At 65.3% G+C, this 18,991-nt stretch carries 16 protein-coding genes; 10 read left to right on the top strand and 6 right to left on the bottom strand.

All coding sequences use genetic code 11. The features are described 5' to 3' along the window. Positions 1 to 78: 78 nt before the first annotated feature. Positions 79 to 1,161 (bottom strand): YbhN family protein, encoded by a 1,083-nt coding sequence (locus OWC48_RS32880; protein ID WP_028158294.1) that lies wholly within the window; start codon positions 1,159 to 1,161, stop codon positions 79 to 81. 464 nt (positions 1,162 to 1,625) lie between these two features. Between OWC48_RS32880 and OWC48_RS32885 the strand changes: the two genes are divergently transcribed. Continuing rightward, complete coding sequence (locus OWC48_RS32885) at positions 1,626 to 2,132, top strand: ferritin-like domain-containing protein (protein ID WP_282523705.1); 507 nt, start codon at positions 1,626 to 1,628, stop codon at positions 2,130 to 2,132. A 62-nt stretch (positions 2,133 to 2,194) separates the two neighbouring features. Here the strand turns inward: OWC48_RS32885 and OWC48_RS32890 are convergent, their stop codons facing one another. Further along, on the bottom strand, positions 2,195 to 3,436 hold the full coding sequence (locus OWC48_RS32890) for an MFS transporter (RefSeq protein WP_282523706.1): 1,242 nt from the start codon (positions 3,434 to 3,436) through the stop codon (positions 2,195 to 2,197). A 224-nt stretch (positions 3,437 to 3,660) separates the two neighbouring features. On the opposite strand from OWC48_RS32890, the gene OWC48_RS32895 reads away from it, so the two are divergent. Together OWC48_RS32895 and OWC48_RS32900 are read left to right on the top strand one after the other, a co-directional pair. Then, positions 3,661 to 5,094 (top strand): MFS transporter, encoded by a 1,434-nt coding sequence (locus OWC48_RS32895; RefSeq protein ID WP_282523707.1) that lies wholly within the window; start codon positions 3,661 to 3,663, stop codon positions 5,092 to 5,094. 104 nt (positions 5,095 to 5,198) lie between these two features. Further along, positions 5,199 to 7,598 carry an EAL domain-containing protein gene (locus OWC48_RS32900; protein WP_282523708.1) on the top strand — a complete coding sequence of 800 codons (2,400 nt, stop codon included), beginning with the start codon at positions 5,199 to 5,201 and terminating at the stop codon, positions 7,596 to 7,598. 3 nt (positions 7,599 to 7,601) lie between these two features. Here the strand turns inward: OWC48_RS32900 and OWC48_RS32905 are convergent, their stop codons facing one another. Further along, positions 7,602 to 8,036: a hypothetical protein gene (locus OWC48_RS32905; RefSeq protein ID WP_028148540.1), complete on the bottom strand. Its 435-nt coding sequence runs from the start codon at positions 8,034 to 8,036 to the stop codon at positions 7,602 to 7,604. Between the two features lie 79 nt (positions 8,037 to 8,115). On the opposite strand from OWC48_RS32905, the gene OWC48_RS32910 reads away from it, so the two are divergent. Together OWC48_RS32910 and OWC48_RS32915 are read left to right on the top strand one after the other, a co-directional pair. Beyond that, positions 8,116 to 8,703, top strand: coding sequence for a hypothetical protein (locus OWC48_RS32910; RefSeq protein ID WP_282523709.1), 588 nt, complete (start codon positions 8,116 to 8,118; stop codon positions 8,701 to 8,703). A gap of 62 nt (positions 8,704 to 8,765) precedes the next feature. Beyond that, positions 8,766 to 9,365, top strand: a complete 600-nt coding sequence (locus OWC48_RS32915) for a YdcF family protein (protein ID WP_282523710.1) — start codon at positions 8,766 to 8,768, stop codon at positions 9,363 to 9,365. 69 nt (positions 9,366 to 9,434) lie between these two features. Here the strand turns inward: OWC48_RS32915 and OWC48_RS32920 are convergent, their stop codons facing one another. Then, positions 9,435 to 10,778 carry a PLP-dependent aminotransferase family protein gene (locus OWC48_RS32920; RefSeq protein WP_282523711.1) on the bottom strand — a complete coding sequence of 448 codons (1,344 nt, stop codon included), beginning with the start codon at positions 10,776 to 10,778 and terminating at the stop codon, positions 9,435 to 9,437. 185 nt (positions 10,779 to 10,963) lie between these two features. On the opposite strand from OWC48_RS32920, the gene OWC48_RS32925 reads away from it, so the two are divergent. Further along, positions 10,964 to 11,200 (top strand): DUF1127 domain-containing protein, encoded by a 237-nt coding sequence (locus tag OWC48_RS32925; protein ID WP_282523712.1) that lies wholly within the window; start codon positions 10,964 to 10,966, stop codon positions 11,198 to 11,200. A gap of 151 nt (positions 11,201 to 11,351) precedes the next feature. On the opposite strand, the gene OWC48_RS32930 is transcribed toward OWC48_RS32925, so the two are convergent. Both OWC48_RS32930 and OWC48_RS32935 read right to left on the bottom strand, forming a co-directional pair. Beyond that, entirely contained in the window at positions 11,352 to 11,777 is a 426-nt protein-coding gene (locus OWC48_RS32930) for a universal stress protein (RefSeq protein WP_028148535.1), read from the bottom strand. A gap of 59 nt (positions 11,778 to 11,836) precedes the next feature. After that, positions 11,837 to 12,373, bottom strand: a complete 537-nt coding sequence (locus OWC48_RS32935) for a histidine phosphatase family protein (RefSeq protein WP_282523713.1) — start codon at positions 12,371 to 12,373, stop codon at positions 11,837 to 11,839. A gap of 93 nt (positions 12,374 to 12,466) precedes the next feature. Between OWC48_RS32935 and OWC48_RS32940 the strand changes: the two genes are divergently transcribed. The 4 genes from OWC48_RS32940 to flgK all read left to right on the top strand — a co-directional run bounded on the left by OWC48_RS32940 (position 12,467) and on the right by flgK (position 18,990). Then, positions 12,467 to 13,924, top strand: a complete 1,458-nt coding sequence (locus OWC48_RS32940) for an FAD-binding oxidoreductase (protein WP_282523714.1) — start codon at positions 12,467 to 12,469, stop codon at positions 13,922 to 13,924. 86 nt (positions 13,925 to 14,010) lie between these two features. Continuing rightward, positions 14,011 to 14,523: a peptide-methionine (R)-S-oxide reductase MsrB gene (gene msrB, locus OWC48_RS32945; RefSeq protein WP_231142319.1), complete on the top strand. Its 513-nt coding sequence runs from the start codon at positions 14,011 to 14,013 to the stop codon at positions 14,521 to 14,523. A 269-nt stretch (positions 14,524 to 14,792) separates the two neighbouring features. After that, complete coding sequence (locus tag OWC48_RS32950; protein WP_282523715.1) at positions 14,793 to 17,072, top strand: flagellar hook-basal body complex protein; 2,280 nt, start codon at positions 14,793 to 14,795, stop codon at positions 17,070 to 17,072. 34 nt (positions 17,073 to 17,106) lie between these two features. Next, entirely contained in the window at positions 17,107 to 18,990 is a 1,884-nt protein-coding gene (gene flgK / locus OWC48_RS32955) for a flagellar hook-associated protein FlgK (RefSeq protein ID WP_282523716.1), read from the top strand. Position 18,991 lies beyond the last annotated feature (1 nt).

The raw sequence follows: 18,991 nt of genomic DNA on the forward strand, positions 1-18,991 counted from the left end.
TCAACGGCAAAGTTGAGGCGGAAATAAGAGAGCATTGCTGCCCGCCCGCAACCTCTGTCTGACGGTCGCCGCCCGCCTTTACCGCTTGCTGGCCTGTCGCAACGACCGCTCGCGTTCCATCGCTGCCACCTGCTTGGGCAGGTTGGCCTGCGCGCAGGCCTCGGCCAGCCGCCGCCGCTCCTGCCAGGGCTCGACCACGTTCATCCAGAGCTCGCGCGCGCCCATGATGGAGATGGCGAGGCCGAACGGGATCACGAAATAGAGGATGCGGAAGACCAGCAGGGTCGCCAGAAGCTGCTCGCGGCCGAATTCGGGCAGCGCGACCAGCATGGCGACATCGAACACGCCGATCGAGCCGGGCGCGTGGCTGGCAAAGCCGATCAGCGTCGCCAGGATGAACACCACCGCCAGCGACATGAAGTCGATCGGCGGATTGGCCGGCATCAGCAGGTACATCGCCGTGGCGCAGAAGCCGAGATCGACCACGCCGATCAGGATCTGGACCAGCGTCAGCGGCGCCGAGGGCAATACCACCTTCCAGCCCTTCTGGCCGAGCTCGCGGCGCTTCTCGCCCATGCAGAGCCAGACCAGATAGGCGCCAATCGAGGCGAGGCCGCCGAGCCCGATCAGCCGGTTGATCGACGACGGCAGTTGATCCATCGATGAGGCGGCATCCGGATGGATGACCATGCCGATCGAGAGCACGAAGATGTTACCGAGCCAGAAGGTCAGGCCCGAGAGGAAACAGATCTTCGCGACGTCGATCGCGTTCAGCCCGTAGTCCGAATAGATCCGGAAACGGATCGCGCCGCCGGTAAAAACGGTGGCGCCGATGTTGTGGCCGATCGAATAGGACGTGAAGCTGGAGAGTGCTGCGATGCGATAGGGCACGTGCTTCTTGCCGATCGTTCGCAGTGCAAAATAGTCGTAGAAGGTCAGCGTACAGAACGCGAAGACGACGCAGATCGCCGCCAGCCCGATATTCCCACGGGGAATCTCGGTCAACGCGGTCAGGATGACGCCGGTATCGATGTCCTTGAGAGTGCGCGCAAGCGTGGTGATCGCGAAGGCGATGATGAAGACGCTCGCGGCAACGCCGAGCCTTCGCCAGCCGATCCATCTCTTGAAGCCGCGCTTCAGCGCGGGCAGCAGTCCGTGCATTCATCCTCCCGGCGGGGGGCAAGACCGATCGGCCAGACATTGGCCGGTCGGGTGCGATCACTGCCCGAAATGGGCTTCGACCGCTAGGCATGATGTAGCTCATTTAAGGCAAAAACAGCGACTTGTGCAGCCCTTGACAACGATAGGTTCTGCGTTCGACCGATAGGTTCTGCGGTGGATCGCCGCTTTTGTCATATGTGGTTCATATCGGGCGCGCGTTAAGCATATGAGTCGGGGCACCTGCCTGGAACGCGCGTCCGCATCTTGACATGATTTCGTGTCCGCCCGCAGTCGGCATTGTTCCAGCGCAAGCGATGCGAGCTTTTTTGGAACGTCGGTACTTTTTTGGAACGTCGGTACTATGCGCCGGTTAGCGCTCCATCAGCAATCGAACATGGCGGATTCATCGGCTTTTTCGTGCGAGCCGACGCCTCAATGTTCCCGAAACCGAGAGGATCGGAACGATGGGACTGTTCACAAAAGACATCAAGACCATGAACGACCTGTTCGTGCACCAGCTTCAGGACATCTATTATGCCGAGCAACAGCTCACCAGGGCGCTGCCGAAAATGGCAGATAAGGCCACCGATCCGCAGCTGAAGCAGGGCTTTTTGACGCACCTCGAAGAAACCAAGCAGCACGTGAAGCGGCTCGAGGAAGTCTTCAAGATGCACGGCGCGCAGGTGAAGGCGGTCGACTGCCCGGCGATCGACGGCATCATCGAGGAAGCCGACGAGACCGCCGGTGAAGTCGCCGACAAGGCGGTGCTGGACGCCGCCCTGATCAATGCGGCCCAGGCCGCGGAGCATTACGAGATCGTCCGCTACGGCAGCCTGATCGCCTGGGCCAAGCAGCTCGGCCGCAACGACTGCGCCACCGTGCTCGCCAAGACGCTGGAAGAAGAGAAGGCGACCGACAAGAAGCTGACCACGCTCGCCGAGAGCAAGGTCAACCTGCGCGCGGCGAGCTAGGGCGAACGACCTTCCGTCAGGAGACGCCGCGGAGCCGTGCGGCGTCTCTTTTCGGGCTTCGCCTATTTGCTTTGCGGCGCAGCCTGCTCGGCCTGGTATTTCAGTCCGAATACCAGGGCGATCACTGCGAAGGCGGCGATGGTCGCGGCAAAGACCAGGCTCGCCGCGGTCAGGCTGGTCAGGGTCGAGAGCACGCCGATCCCGATCACCGGAAGCGCGTTTCCGAGAAAGCAGCAGATGAAATAGGCCGAGACCACTTCGGCACGGCGATCATCCGGTGCGATCTGGTTCACCACCTGCAAGCTGCCGCGATAGCCGAGGCCCGCTGCCAGGCCGCAGGTCGCGGTCGATGCGATCATGACGCCGAGCGATCCCACGAACTGCGCCGTCACGAGCAGGGCAAGGCTCGGCAACATGAGGCCGAGCGACCACAGCATCGCGGTGCGGCTGGACAGGGATCGCGTCAGGGCAATGACCAGCGCAACGGCGGCCGCAAGCTCGAGGAAGATCGCGCCTGCGACGGCGTGGCTGGTGACATGCAACTCGTTGGCGAGCACGCTCGGTGCAAGCGCGGCGAAAAAGGCAACCAGGGCCATGGCGCCAAAGCCGGTTACCGCGGGCGCCACGAAGCGCCGCCGGATCGACGACGGAACGTCGGCGCGCGGCCGGATCGACAATTGCGCGAACGCGGCCAGCGGCCGATTCACGGTTTCGCGCAAGGCGAGAAGTGCGGCGACGACCACCAGCACCGCGAGATAGGCGATGAACGGGGTTCGCAGCGGAAGCGTGACATATTCGGCAAGCAGGCCGGCGATCAACGCGCCGAGCCCGAGGCCGGTGAAGTTCGCGACCGTCGCGACCACAGTGGCGCGGGAACGGTCCTGTTCGGCGATCAGCTCGGCAAGCCAGGCAGTGCCTGTTCCGGCGCCGATCCCGATGGCGAGACCGCTCAGTACCCGTGCCACGTAAAGTGAAGCGATCCCGTGTGCGAACAGGAAGACCAGCGCGCTTGTGATGGCAATGCCGATGGCAATGACCGCCGTGCGTCGCCGTCCGACCTCATCCGACATCCCGCCGAATACCAGGAGTGCAGTCAGATTGCCAACGACGTAGACAGCATAGATCAAGGTCAACGTGATCTGGGAGAAGCCGAACTGCTGCTTGTAGATGACATAAAGCGGAGTTGCGATGGTGCTGCCGGCGAACAGTGCGCCGATCATGCAGCCGACGGCAACGATGGTTGCAGTCTTGCCGAACTCCGATCTTGCGGCAGATGGAATCGAGGTGTTGCCAGCTCTTGCCATGAGGTTCACTGCCTTGAAGGGAACATGAAGGGGGCAACGGAAGCGATCTCGCAATGTTCCCATGTCTTCACGCCAACAGGGCTTGCACGGCGAGCAGGACGCGATACTTCGATGCCTCTTGCGAAACATACGATCTATCGTGCGACGATGCTTCGATCATAACCGAAGCATGATGGTTCGCCGCAAGCGTATGTTTCGCATGGGGCTGCAACCGAGGTGGCAGCATGCGAGCCAGCACCATCAAATATGAACCCTTCGACGACGGAGCCGGCGCGCAGCGTGCCGGTTCGCGCCTTGCAACCTCCCTCACGCTTGCCGCGATGAGCCTCGGCTATGGCGTGGTCCAGCTTGACGTCACCATCGTCAACACCGCGCTGGATGCGATGGGCAAATCGCTTGGCGGCGGCGTCGCCGAGCTGCAATGGGTGGTCAGCACCTACACCATCGCCTTTGCCGCTTTCATTCTGACCGCCGGTGCGCTCGGCGACCGTATCGGCGCCAAGCGCATCTTCATGGCCGGGTTCGCCATCTTCACCGCGGCCTCGCTCGCCTGCGCGATGTCGCCCAATGCGGCCGTGCTGATTGCAGCGCGGCTGGTGCAGGGGCTGGCGGCGGCGATCCTGGTGCCGAATTCCCTGGCGCTGCTCAATCGTGCCTATACGGACGACCGCGAGCGTGGCCGCGCCGTGGCGGTCTGGGCCGCCGGAGCGAGCCTGGCGCTCACTGCCGGTCCCTTCGTCGGCGGCGCGCTGATCACGCTGGTCGGCTGGCGCGCGATCTTCCTGGTCAACCTGCCGATCGGTCTGACCGGCCTGTGGCTGAGCTGGCGCTACGCCAGCGAGACCACGCGGTCGCGCGCGCGCGAGATCGATCTGCCTGGCCAGCTCGCCGCGATCGGTGCGTTGGGCGCGCTCGCCGGCGCAATCATCGAAGCTGGCGCGCTCGGCTGGAGCCATCCAGCCGTGATCGCGGCCTTCGTTGCCTCAGCCGCATTCGCGGTGCTCTTCGTCTGGCGCGAGAGCCGCACCGTGCAGCCGATGCTGCCGCTGTCGCTGTTCAGTCACCGGCTGTTTACCCTGACCACGATTGTCGGCCTCCTCGTCAACATCGCGATCTACGGCCTGATCTTCGTGCTGAGCCTGTATTTCCAGAGGATCAACGGGCTTTCGGCCTGGTGGACCGGGCTCGCCTTCGTGCCGATGATGGGCGCGGTGCTGCCTGTCAACCTGCTGGCGCCGCGACTGGCCGAGCGCATCGGCTCTTGCCCGACCATCGTGGCCGGCGCCTGTATCTCGGCGCTCGGCTGCCTCGGGCTGCTCTGGATCGAAGCCGGGACCAGCTACTGGGCGATCTTTGCGCAGATGATCGCGATCAGCGGTGGACTTGGCCTGCTGGTGCCGCCGCTGACCTCCACCTTGCTCGGCAGCGTCGACAAGGCGCGCTCCGGCATCGCCGCCGGCGTCCTGAACGCGACGCGGCAGACCGGCAGCGTGCTCGGCGTCGCGCTGTTCGGCTCGCTGGTGGCCTCGGACAGTGCATTCATGACGGGCCTTCACCAGTCGCTAATCATATCGGCTGCCGTCCTGCTGCTCGCCGCCGCCGTGATCGGCCTCGGCGCAAATGCGCCTGACGCAAAGACGCAAGGGCGCTCAATGTGAGCGATCCCACACATTCTCTGTTCACCATTCCCGAAACCGGCACAGAGCCGGTTACCGACTGTCCATCTCTGCCGGTTCTAGTGCAGTTGGAATAGGGGCCGGCAATGTATCAAGTTCTTTACTGCCTGACGGATCAGCATGATTGGCGTCTGGTCGCGCTCGGCGGAGCGGTGTGCCTGCTCGCCAGCGCGGCGGCGATCAGCCTGTTTCACCGCGCGCGCGCGGCGCGCGGGGGAGCTCGCGTATCGTGGGTCGCGCTCGATGCCGTCGTCGCCGGCGGCGGCATCTGGGCAACCCATTTCATCGCGATGCAGGCTTATGGGCCTGGTGCGGGCGGCGCTTACAATATTCCGTTGACGGTCCTGTCGCTGATCTTCGCGATCGCGGTCACCTTCATCGGGCTGAGCATCTCGGTGTCGGTGACGCGGGCGGGCCTGGTTGCGCTCGGTGGCGCCGTCGTCGGTGGCGGCGTTGCCGCCATGCATTACACCGGCATGATGGCGCTCGAGATTCCCGCGCACATCGGCTGGACGACCGGCACAGTGACGGTCTCGATCGTGCTCGGCATCGTCCTCGGGTCGCTTGCCCTGGTCGTTGCGGGCCGGCGCGACAGCCTCGCGGGCGCGCTCGGCGCGACGGTGCTGCTGACGCTTGCCATCGTCTCACATCATTTCACCGCCATGGGCGCCGTGGAGCTGACGCCGGATCCTGCGGTCGTGATCAGCGGCCTGTCGATCCCGCCGGCCTCATTGTCGATCCTCACCGCCAGCGCCGCCGCTGCGATCATCGCGATCGCGCTCGCGGCGGCTCTGCTCGACCGCCGCGCCAAGGGCGAACTGGGACGCCAGCAAGTCGTGCTGGATACCGCGCTCGAGAACATGTCGCAGGGACTGTGCATGTTCGATGCTGACGGCAAGATCCAGCTCTTCAACGAGCGCTACGCAGCGATGCTGGGCCGCACCGACATTGCGCTCGCCGGCCGCCTGCTCGTCGACGTGTTGCGGGAAGAGCAGGCCAGGGGCCAGTGGCAGGGCGATGCGGGCGAATTCTTCGCGCGCCTCGTCGCCGACGCGCGCGAGGGCCGCACGACCAGCCAGGTCGTCACCCGGTTCGGTCGCTCCATCCGCGTCGTCAACCAGCCGATGCAGGGCGGCGGCTGGGTCGCGACCTTCGAGGACATCACCGAATGGCTGGAGGCGCAGGCCAAGATCTCGCACATGGCGCGCCATGACGCGCTGACCAATCTGCCGAACCGCGTGCTGTTCCACGAGCAGCTCGAGCAGGGACTGCGCCGGGCGAAGTCGGGCGACCAGCTCGCGGTGCTGTGCCTCGATCTCGATCACTTCAAGGACATCAACGACTCGCTCGGCCATCCCATCGGGGATGCGCTGCTCAAGGAAGTCGGTCGCAGGCTGAAGGCCACCGTCGGCGCGAGCGACACCGTGGCGCGGCTCGGTGGCGACGAGTTCGCCGTGGTCCAGATCGGGCGCTCCGAGGAAGCCGCGGCGCGAGCCCTTGCCGGCCGCCTCGTCGAGGTGATCTCTGCGCCCTACGAGATCGACGACCACCAGATCGTGATCGGCGTCTCGATCGGCATCTCGCTGTCGCCGCAGGACAGCGACAATCCGGACGAGCTGTTGAAGAACGCCGACCTCGCGCTGTACCGCGCCAAGGCGGACGGCCGCGGCACCTATCGTTTCTTCGAGACCGGCATGGACGCGCGCGCGCAGGCGCGGCGGCTGCTGGAGATGGACTTGCGGGCGGCGTTGCTGCGCGACGAGTTCGAGGCGTACTACCAGCCCATCCGCGACGTCGCCAGCGGTCGCGTCGTCGCCTTCGAGGCGCTGCTGCGCTGGAACCATCCGCAGCGCGGCCTGATCGCCCCGATCAACTTCATTCCGGTGGCCGAGGAGACCGGCCTCATCGTCCAGCTCGGCGAATTCGTGCTGCGCAGCGCCTGCAGTGACGCCGCCACCTGGCCGGACGATGTCGATGTCGCCGTCAACCTGTCGCCGGTGCAGTTCAAGAGCCAGAACCTGATCGCATCCGTGACCGATGCGCTGGCAGCCTCAGGGCTCGCGGCGCGGCGGCTCGAGCTCGAGATCACCGAATCGGTGCTGCTCCAGAACAGCGAGGCGACGCTGACCACCCTGCACGAGCTGCGCGCCATGGGCGTGCGGATCTCGCTCGACGATTTCGGCACCGGCTATTCGTCGCTGAGCTACCTGCGCAGCTTCCCGTTCGACAAGATCAAGATCGACCGCTCCTTCGTGTCGGAGCTTGCGACGCGCGAGGATTCCATGGCGATCATCCGCGCGGTGACCGGCCTCGGGCGCAGCCTCGGCATCGTCACCACTGCGGAAGGCGTCGAGAACGACACGCAGCTCGAGCTGCTGCGGCGCGAGGGCTGCACCCAGGCGCAGGGCTATCTCTTCAGCAAGCCGCGGCCTGCGTCCGATGTCGCGTTGATGCTGAACCGGCCGCGGCTGCTCGCCTCGGCCTGATGTCTAGCCGCGGCGCAGCGCGAAGTGCGCGCCGCAAAACGCCATTACGGCGCCGAGACATAGCGCGGCGAGCCCGGCGAGCACGCCCGAGACGGACGGGATCGGGCTCGGTGCCGCGGCCACCTGGCCCGCACCGGCAAGCAGCAGCACGCCGACCGCGATCAGGAACTGCCGCATCCGCTGCGGGATCTGCCCGGAGACGGCGCTCTGCATCAACGTCGCCGTGAAATAGCCGCCGGAGAAACCGACCGTGGCAATCAGCCACCAGGCGATCGCTGCGCCCGCGGGTATGAATTCATGCGTGTCGGAATGCCAGAGCCCGCCGAGGTCGAGCCCGTAACGCGCGCCCAGCATGTGCACCGCGAGCGCGAGCAGCACGCCGGAGATCACGGCGGCACCGAGAATCAGGCGGCGCGGAAAAAAGGTCGTCTCAGCCATGCCCCGCTTGTAGGATGGGCGAGGGCGATCGCGCAAGCCGATCGCAGGCGGGATTGCGCGGACGGGATTGATTGTCGAGATGCAGGTTTCGGGAGCGCAAGGCCCGTCGGTCACGAGCTACGCCTACAAGGCGTCGCTGATCGGCTCGGCGCATCGTTTCGAGCTGACGGACGCGGGCCTGTCCTGGCACATCGCCGGCCGCTCCGGCCTGTGGCGCTATGACGAGATCTCGGCGATCCGGCTGTCGTTTCGCCCGGTGTCGATGCAGCAGCACCGCTTTCGCGCCGATGTCAGCCACTCCAGTGGCGGCCGCATCAGGATCCTGTCGACGAGCTGGCAGACCGCGGCGCTGATGGCGCCGCAGGACAACGGTTTTCGCGATTTCATCATCGAACTGCACGCACGGATGGCGCAAGCCGGCAGCCGCGCCGAATTGACCGCAGGCCTCGGCCGCAAGACCTATGCGGCGGTACTGGCCTTCCTGGCGGTGCTGACGGTGGCGATGACGGGCCTATTGATCCGCGCGCTCGTGATCGGGGAGTTCGCCGGCGCCCTGTTCATCATCGGCTTTGCCGCACTGTTCGCCTGGCAGGTCGGCGGCTTCGTGCGGCGCAACCAGCCGCACAGCTACAGTTTTGATCGTGTGCCCAAGGCCTTGCTGCCCTAGGTGCAGTCGGCCGCAATCAAACGTGACTTCGCGCTCCTGCGCCGGTGTCGCATCGTGCGGCCATGTCAGACATGCATCGTGCCACGCGGCCGCTTACGGCGGATGAGATCGCCGAGATCAACCGGACACATCTGATCGATACGTCGCTCCGGCCGGCCGATCTGTTGTTCATGTTCGGCACCCGCGAGGACGTTGGCTTGCGCGCCGACACCGCCGCGAGGCTGTGGCGCGAAGGCCTGTTCCGCTGGTCGATTGTCAGCGGTGGTGTGACGCCGGGCTCGGAGCAATCTGAGTGCACCATTATCAAGGCCGCGATGGTCGCGGCCGGCATTCCCGCGGACCTCATCCTCGAGGAACATCGCGCGATGAACACCAGCGAGAACGTGATCTTCTCGCTGCCGATCATTGATGCGGCGCTTGGACTGCAAGACCTCCGGAGCGTGATCTGCCTCGGCAACACCTGGACGGCGCGCCGCTATCCGATGACGCTTTACCGGCACTGGCCTGAAGTCGAGAAGATGCTGCTCACCGTCGACAGCTTTGCGACGCCGCGCGCACTCTGGCACACCGATGTCGAGTTTCGCCGGCGTGTCCTGCACGAATGGGACAAGATCGAGCCGTACAAGGCGAAGGGCTTTATCACAGAATGGCCGGCGGCCTGAGCAGCGAAGGGCCGGATCTTTGTCGTGACGCGTTTTCGAACCGGTATCACTTCGCTCGCAACGCTCCGGCTACTCCGTCGAGTCGAAATCCTCTTCCTTGGTGCCGAGCAGCGACACGAGCGTGCGCAGGCCGGAATCGAGCTGCTCGAGCGAGGGCGGGGCGAGCGCGAGCCGCACCGCGTTCGGTGCATGTCCGTGCGCAATTGCAAACGTCGAGGATGGCGTCAGTGCGATGCCGCGCCGGGCTGCTGCGGCGACGAAGGTCTGCGAGCGCCAGTGTGGCGGCAGCGTCAGCCAGAGATGATAGGAGCGCGGGTCGGCCGCGTGCTGGTAGCCGGCAAGCAGCCTGGCCGCGGTCTGCTGCCGGCGCGCAGCGTCGATCCGTTTCAGCCGCGTCAGCTCGGCAACGGTGCCGTCGGCCATCAGCCGCTGCCCGGACGCGAGCGCGTGGCCCGAGGCGATCCAGCCGCCGGTCCGCACCGCGCTCATCACGCTCTCGCGCAGATGCGGCGGGGTGACGAGGATGCCGAGCGCGAGGCCCGGTGCAACCTTCTTGGACAGGCTGTCGATCACGATGCAACGGTCCGGCCCGAGCGCTGCCAGCGGCGTGTCGTCGGCGAGGAAGCCGTAGACGGCGTCCTCGATGATGGTGAGATCGAGCTTCTCGGCGACGCGCATGATGTCGGCGCGCCGCGTCGCGTTCATGGTGACGCCGAGCGGGTTCTGGATGATGGGCTGGAGATACAGCGCCGACAGATGCGCCTCGCGATGCGCTTTCTGGATCGCATCGGGACGCGCGCCGTATTCGTCCATCGGAATCGGGACCAGCGTCACGCCGAGCCGCGCCGCGATGCTCTTGACGTAAGGGTAGGTCAGCGCCTCGACACCGCAGCGGCCGCCGGTGGGAACGAGGGCGGCGAGCGCGGCAGCGAGCGACTGCTTGCCGTTGGCGGTGAAGACGATCTGCTCGGCCTGCGGCGTAAAATCCTTGCGCGCGAGATAGGCGACGGCGGCATTGCGCGCGCTCTTGGTGCCGGTGCTGGTCGAGACGCGCAGGGCAGATTCGAGCGCATCGACGCGCTCGAGCCCGGCAAGGCTCTTGGCGATCATCGCCCATTGCTGCGGTAATAACGGATAATTGACCTCGAAATCGATCCGCGCGTCGCGCGGCTCGCTCAACGCCTCGACCTCGCGCTTGATGTCGCCGGAGATGAAGGTGCCGCGGCCGACCTCGCCGACGACGAGCCCGCGGCGAAGCAGCTCCGTATAAACCCGGCTCGCGGTCGAGACAGCGATGCCGCGGTCATAGGCAAAGTTGCGCTGTGGCGGCAGCCGGTCGCCGGGCCTTAACGTGCCTTTAGTGATATCGGCCGCAATGGCATCGGCAAGCTTCACGTATTCGAACTTGGACATTATTGCACCGAGAGCAATGTTTTACTTGCTCCGAGTAGTGTACTGGAGCATTTAAGTTCCATCAAGTTCCGCGATTGAGCCGAGGAGAGCGAGAGCAATCCGACGGCAAATGAGGTGCAGGCGCTCATAGCGTCCGCGCCAACGGCACCTGCTTCGCCGCGCGGACAATAGGCCGGAGAAGAAAAATGACCACGATCTCGCAAACTGCCGGGCGGAGTTTAAGCCCATCCTCGTCGGGCGGATTTTTCAGCACGCTCACCAACGTCGCCCATGCGCTGTTCGATCGCCTAGAGCGCCGCTCTGCCGTCAAGACGCTGAACGAGCTCGACGACCACGCCTTGCGCGACATCGGGATCACGCGCAGCCAGATCGAGGACGCCGTCTACGGGCAGTTCAAGGCCGAGCTGACGCGGTATCTGTGAGTTCATTCGGCCGCCACGCCCGGTGAGTCCGGGCGTGGTGACAATGCCTCCGCGTCGTCATTGCGAGCGGAGCGAAGCAATCCAGACTGCCAACGCGGAAAGACGCTGGATTGCTTCGCTGCGCTCGCAATGACGGCGTTTGTTGTGGCGATCAATGCCTGACCACCAGCACCGAGCACTTGGCGTAGCGCACGACGTGCCCGGCGTTGGAGCCGAGGAAATAGGTGCGCATCGCCGGCCGGTGCGAGGTCATCACGATCAGGTCGGCCTTCATATGCACGGCTTCCTCCAGGATCTCGTGGTAGATGCCGCCCTGGCGCACCACGCTGGAAATGCGCCCCGTCTCGATGCCTGACTCCCGTGCGACGATGGCGAGCGCTTCTTCGGAGGTCTGGCGCTGCTGCTCGTCGAAATCGGCCGGCACGTATTCGGCGAGCATCACCGGCGTCATCGGCAGCACGTTGAGCAGCCGTATCGATCCGCTCCAGGTCTGCGACAGCGTTACCGCGGTCGCGAGCGCCGGCTTGGCCAGATCGGTGTCGGCGAGGTCGATGGGCACGAGGATGGACTTGAACATCTGCGCCTCCCAATTGACCAAGCTGGATCAACCGGTCGAGACGGCGCGCCCCGCGCGTCTCAACCCGATCGAAGCAGCTTGGGGCTGACGAACAGCACCAGTTTGCCGCGGCGGTAGGCCACGTCACCCCAATCCTTGACGTCAAAGTCGAAGATCGCAAGCCCCGACGTGGGCAGATTGTGGGCGAGCGCCTTGGCGCCGGCCGGATCGCCGCCGCCCATCAGCATCAACGCGGCCTCGTGCATGCCGGGATTGTGGCCCACCAGCAGCAACTGCTTCGGGGCGGCCGGAACGGTTGCAGTGCGAATGGATTCCAGGATCTGGGCGGGATCGGCGCCGTAGAGTTCGGGCAGGATCTCCACCTGCGGCGCTGCGACGCGGTCCTTCATCGTCTCCCAGGCAATGTCCCAAGTCTGCCGGGCCCGGACGGCGTGCGACACCAGCACGGCCTTGGGGAAGGGGGGATGGGTGGCGAGCCAATCCCCGATCTGCGCGGCGTCCTTGTGGCCGCGGTCGTCGAGGCGACGATCCTGGTCACGGCCGCTCGGCGCGTCGGTCTCGGTCTTGGCGTGACGCAGCAGCATCAAACGGCGCATGGCATTCTCGAATCGTTACGCGTCCAGAATAATCTACAGGCGCCGGTTGAGGACAAGGTGACAAGGGCCCGATCGGTCCTTTAAGAAAACGACATGAGCGAGACTTTCACAAGCGAGTCCCAGGAAGAAGCCGGCTTTCGTGAACGCACGCGACTGTCGTTTGATCTCGACGCCGACATCTGCGTGATCGGGGCCGGGCTTGCCGGGCTCTCCATCGCGCTGGAGGCAGCCCGGCTTGGGGCCAGCGTCGCGGTGCTCGAGGGACGCCATATCGGCTGGAACGCCTCCGGACACCAGCTTGGCACCGTGATGCCGGGCTTTGCGCTGCCGCTCGCCGATTTGATCGAGCGCATCGGCTTCGAGGACGCGCGCGAATTGTGGACGCTGGCGAAGGGGGGCGCCGAGTTCGTCCGGGCCAACGCCACCGAAGAGAACATGCCCGGCATCGGCCCAAGCGACGGCGTGCTGGAGGTCTCCAACGTCGATGCCGGCGACCGGCTGATCAGCCGGTTGCAGATGCTCCACGAGGATTTCGACACGGAGGTCGAGGGCTGGCAGGTGGATCGCGTCCGCGAGGCGCTGAAGACCGACCGTTACTTCCACGGCGTCTATTATCCCCGGGCGTTCCAGCTCGACGGCCGCAAATATGTGCATGGCCTCGCAGCGCTGGCGCGGCGGGCGGGAGCGCGCATCTTCGAGGAGACGCCCGTCGTCAGTATCGATCATTCCGGCATCCGCAAGCGCATCGTCACGCCCTCGGCGCGGTTGCGCGCCACCCACATCGTGCTCGCCGGCAACATCCACCTCGGCGCGCCCTTGAGGCGCCTGTCGGAAACGCTGCTGCCGGTCTGGCGCTATGCCGGAATTACCGCGCCGCTCGGCGAGCGCGTGCACGAGATCGTGGCGTTCAAGGGATCGGTGATGGATTCCGACGGGGTCGACCATTTCCGTGTCGTCGACGGCGACCGCCTGATGTGGGAAAGCCCCGAGACCACCTGGGCCGCGCGTCCGCAGCGCTTTGCGGGCGCGGTCAGGCGGCGGATCAGATCGATTTTTCCCCAGTTCGGCGATGTCGAGATCACCGAGATGTTCGGCGGTGTCACCGGCCAGACCGTGCACGGCATGCCGCAGATCGGCCAGTTGCGCAAAGGCCTGTGGGTGGCGAGCGGGTTCGGCCGCCAGGGCATGAATACCTCGGCCATGGCCGGGCAGCTGATCGCGCGCAGCATTTTGTGGGGCGACGAGCGTTGGAAGCTGTTCTCGCCGTTCGAGCTGGTCTGGGCGGGCGGCACGACCGGACGGGTCGCCGGCCAATTGGTGGGAGTCTGGGGCAGGGCGAGTTCCGCCGCCGCAGGCTCGCTCGCCCGCTACCGCGAGCGGGCCCGGGTCAAGGACCGGGAACGCGAGGCGCGCCTCGCCGAAGCCAACCGGGCCGCCGGTACCGGTCCGCGCCGTCCGCCGCCGGGCGTCCGGCCGCGGCCGGCCCCTCCGCCGAAACCTGCGGCTGAGGACGTGGAACCGGTTCCGCACGGCGACATCGTCTCGCAATAAGTTGAGAAAAACCCCGCCCGGACGTGTAACGTCTGGCGGTAAAGCCCGTATCTCAGGGCGTGGACTCCCCGCGCACGGAGAATCAGATGTTTGACCGCCGCATCCTGTTGACGACTGTTGCCGGCCTGTTCGGCCTTTCGGCCTTCCGCTGGTTGAGAGGAACGCCTGCCGAGGCGGGAGAGAAGGCCACGCAAAAATTCGAGATCGAGAAGACCGACGCCGAGTGGCGCGCCCAGCTCACGCCGCAGCAATATGAAATCCTCCGCAAGGAGGGCACCGAGAGGCCAGGCTCCAGCCCGCTGCTCAAGGAACACCGCAAGGGCATCTTCGCCTGCGCTGGCTGCGACCTGCCGCTGTTCGCGTCCGAGACCAAGTTCGAGAGCGGCACGGGTTGGCCGAGCTTCTATCAGCCGATCGAAGGCAATGTCGGCAAGACCGAGGACCGCACCTTCGGCATGGTGCGCACCGAAGTGCATTGCCGGCGCTGCGGCGGCCATCTCGGCCACGTCTTCGACGACGGTCCGAAGCCGACCGGATTGCGCTATTGCATCGACGGTTTCGGGCTGGTCTTCCACCCCGCGGCGGCGTCGGCCACGTAGCTTTTCTCCTCGTCATTCCGGGGCGGTCCGCAGGACCGAACCCGGAATCTCGAGGTTCCGGATTCGATGCTGACGCATCGCTCCGGAACGACAATCGCCCCGGCAATTGTTGCCGCCCCGGCAATTGTGCCCCGGTCATCGGACCGGGGCCTGCCCACTCAAGTCATTGATTTCCTGAGAATACCCGCATTGGCATAGCCCTTGCGACTGTCTCCTCCGACTGCGGCCATGGTCGACCGGCCGCCGAGATCGGATCTGGAGACAAAGTTATGGGTATCTTCGATGCAATGAACACCTCGGTGGGTGGCCTGCAGGCGCAGTCCTACGCGCTGCAGAACATTTCCGGCAACATCGCGAACTCATCCACCACCGGTTACAAGGGCATCGGGACCAGCTTCGTCGATCTCATTCCCGACGCCTCGGTGCCGAGCAAGCAGGTCGCGGGCGGCGTGACGGCCAACGCCAAGGCCACCATCACGACGCAGGGCACAATCTCGGGCTCCAGCGTTGCCACCAACATGGCGATCACCGGCGACGGCTTCTTCTCGATCCAGAAGGCGACCGGCGTCGTGGATAACGTGCCGGTGTTCAGCGGCGTCACCTATTACACCCGCCGCGGCGACTTCCAGCTCAATTCCAACGGCAATCTCGTCAACGGCGCCGGCTACTATCTGATGGGCGTCACGGTCGATCCCAAGACTGGCAACCCGACCGGCAATGTGTCATCCGTCCTGAAATTCCAGAACAACTTCATCCCGGCACAGGCGACAACCTCGATCCAGTACGCCGCGAACCTGCCGAGCGTGCCGAACACGGGGGCGAGCTCGACCGCGGCGAGCGGCACGCTGCTGGCGGCCGGCGGCCTGAATCCGTCCGATTTTGCCGCCAACCCGCTGATCGTCGGCACGCCGCCGCCGCCCTATTCGAATGCGACGGTCTCCGGCGCAGCCGCTACCGGCAATCTGCGCTCGGCCTATACGGCGACGACCGCGACCGGCACGGTGGCACTGCTGGATAGCGCTTCGGCGGTGGCAACTGGCAGCACATCTCTCGATGCCGGCTTGGGCACGCATCTCAACACCAGCCTTCTCACCAACCTGGCCGGCAAGTCGTTGACGGTCAACGGCCGAACAATCAACTTCGACAACACCGTCTCGGGCGCTTCGACGGCTGCAGGCCCCCCTGTCGTCACTACGATTGGTCTGAAGTCGCCCACCAGCGCACTGATGTCGGATGTCCTCAGCGCGATCGCGTCTGGAGCCGGCGTTCCCGCCTCCAGCGTGACTTTGAATGCCAGCGGCAACATCCAGATCACGACGAGCACCACGGCCGACGTGACGATCGGCGGCACTGCGGCAGGATTGCTCGGCGTCAGCAGCGTGACGCGCGGCGGTAACGTGCTGTCCACTCCCGCAATTACGAGTGGTACACAGCTCGGCGGCACCGCGCAGCCCGGCGGGGCGGAAGTCCTCTCGACGCCCTTCGTGGTCGGCAACACGATCCAGGTCAACGGCACGGGAGCTGCCAATACGATCACCTTCGTGGCTTCCGGCGCTACCCCTCCGAACCAGATCAACATCACCGACTCCATAGCGACTCTGCTCAGCCAGATCGACACGCTCAGCGGTGCGAGCGGTTCTTCGATCAGCAACGGCGTGATCACCCTGAATACCGGTATCGCCAATCCCACCTTGACGGTGACGAGCCCCAACAACAGCAGCGCCTTCGCCGCGCTCGGCTTTACGTCGTCCATCTCCAAGAACCGCGGCGGTGGCGGCACGGCCGGCACCGGCGGCGTGATCGGCAACGACATCGCCACGTTCACTAAGGAATCGATCAGCGGCGGTGCGGTCACCGCCTACAACGCCGCGGGCACGCCGGTGAACCTGCAGCTGCGTTGGGCCAAGACCGACAGTGCCTCGCTGGGTACCGGCCATTCCGACACCTGGAACCTGTTCTACCAGACCGATCCGAATGCGACCGGCACCACGGTCGGCTGGGTCAACACCGGGCAGGCCTTCACCTTTGCCAGCGACGGCTCGCTGACCTCGCCGAGCGGATCGGGCATCACCATCAACAACGTCAGCGTCGGCGGCCAGTCGCTCGGCTCGGTCGCCTTCAACATGTCCTCGGGCGGGCTGACGCAATATGCCAGCACCAGCGGCGCGGTGACGATCAACACCATCACGCAGAACGGCTACGCCGCCGGTCAGCTCCGCTCGGTCGCCGTCAACAACAGCGGCCTCGTGGTCGGCACCTTCTCCAACGGCCAGAACCTCAATCTCGCCCAGGTGACGCTGTCGCACTTCAACGGCACCAATTACCTCAAGGCCCTCGACGGCGGCGCCTACGCCGCGACCGAACAGTCGGGCACAGCGATCGACGGCGCGTCGGGCAGCATCAGCGGCTCGTCGCTGGAAGGCTCGAACACCGACATCGCCGACGAATTCACCAAGCTGATCGTGACCCAGCAGGCCTATTCGGCCAACACCAAGGTGATCACGACGGCGAATTCGATGGTGCAGGATCTCTTGAACGTGTTGCGCTGATCGGCGCGTGACGTAACCAAAGGCGGCCAGTGATATGGGTTTGAGTTCAGCCCTCGCCAGTGCGATGAGCGGTCTGCGTGCCAACCAGGCCGCGCTCTCGATCGTCTCCTCGAACGTCGCCAACTCGCAGACGCCGGGTTACGTCGTCCAGAGGCCGAACCAGATCGAGGTCACCACCGGCGATTTCGGCTCGACGGCGATGACGACCGGCGTCAGCCGGGAGCTCGACACCTTTGTGCAGAACCAGCTGCGCACCGAGACCGGCGGCAGCGGTTACGCCGACCAGATGGCCAACATCCTGAAGCAGCTTCAGAGTGTCTACGGCACGCCCGGCAACAGCGGCACGCTCGAAACCGCGCTGAACAAATTCACCACGGCGTTGCAGGCGCTGTCGACCAGCGCCGGCTCGTCGTCGGCGCAGACGGTTGCCCTCGGCGCGGCGCAGGCCCTGGCCCAGCAGCTCAACGTGACCACCAAGGGCATCCAGTCGCTGCGCTCCAATGTCGAGCAGGACCTCGGCACCTCGGCACAGCAGGCCAACGCGGCGATGCAGAAGGTCGCCGACATCAACACCAAGCTTCAGGGCTTGTCGGCCAACGATCCCTCGGCCGCGACGCTGATGGACCAGCGCGATCAGGCCATCAACACGCTGTCGAAATTCGTCGACGTTCGCGTCACCACCGACGGTTCGAACCAGGCCAACATCTACACCACCACAGGCATCCAGCTCGTCGGCGCCGGGCTCGCCTCGCAATTCACCTTTGCTTCTGCCGGCGCCCTTTCGGCGACCTCGCTCTACAACATCGATCCGGCCAAGTCCGGCGTCGGTGCGCTCAACATCAAGCTGCCGAACGGCTCGCAGCTCGACGTCGTCGCCAACAACGTGGTCTCCTCCGGCCAGATCGCGGCCGACCTGAAGCTGCGCGACCAGACACTGGTGCAGGCGCAGAACCAGATCGACCAGCTCGCCGCCACGATGTCGAGCGCGCTATCCGACAAGACCACCGCCGGCAGCACGGTCTCGGGCCCGCCGGCCGGATTCGATCTCGACCTTGCCGGTGCGCAGCCGGGCAATACGGTCAACATCACCTACAAGGACACGGCGACCAACACCCAGCGCCAGATCACGCTCGTCAACGTGACCGACCCGGCGGCGCTGCCGCTCCAGAACGCCACCAATGCCAACCCGATGCGGGTGGGCGTCGATTTCTCCGGCGGCATGAGTGCGATCGCCGCTGCGCTCAACACCGCGCTCTCAGGCTCGCATCTGACGTTCTCCGCCGCTCCGTCGCCGGCGACGGCCACGACGCTGCGGGTGACCGATGACAATACCGGCCTTGCCAAGGTCAATTCGGCCTCGACCACCAGGACGATCTCGTCGCTGACCTCGGGCAGCCCGCAGTTGGCGGTGTTCACCGACGGCGGGCAGGCGCTCTACACCGGTACGATCACCGCCTCGGGCTCGCAGATGACCGGCCTTGCCGGGCGTATCGCCGTGAACACGCAGCTGGTCAGCGATCCCACGCGGCTGTCGGTCTACAACACCTCGCCGGTGACGCCCGCCGGCGATACCACGCGCTCGGACTATCTCTATTCGCAGCTCACCAATGCGGTGTTTTCCTATTCGCCGACGACCGGCCTCGGCTCGGCGAACCAGCCGTTCACCGGCAGCGTCTCGAACTACCTCCAGCAGTTCCTGAGCATCCAGGCCAGCGCCTCGACCCAGGCCACCCAGCTCCAGCAGGGCCAGAGCGTCGTGGTCTCGACGCTCCAGGCCAAGTTCGACTCGACCTCCAGCGTCAACCTGGACTCGGAGATGTCGAACCTGATCCAGCTCCAGAATGCCTATGCCGCCAACGCCCACGTGATGTCGGTGGTGCAGAGCATGATGAACACGTTGCTCCAAGCTCAAGCGTAAC

It is taken from the genome of Bradyrhizobium sp. Arg816 (assembly GCF_029989365.1).
GTDB lineage: Bacteria > Pseudomonadota > Alphaproteobacteria > Rhizobiales > Xanthobacteraceae > Bradyrhizobium.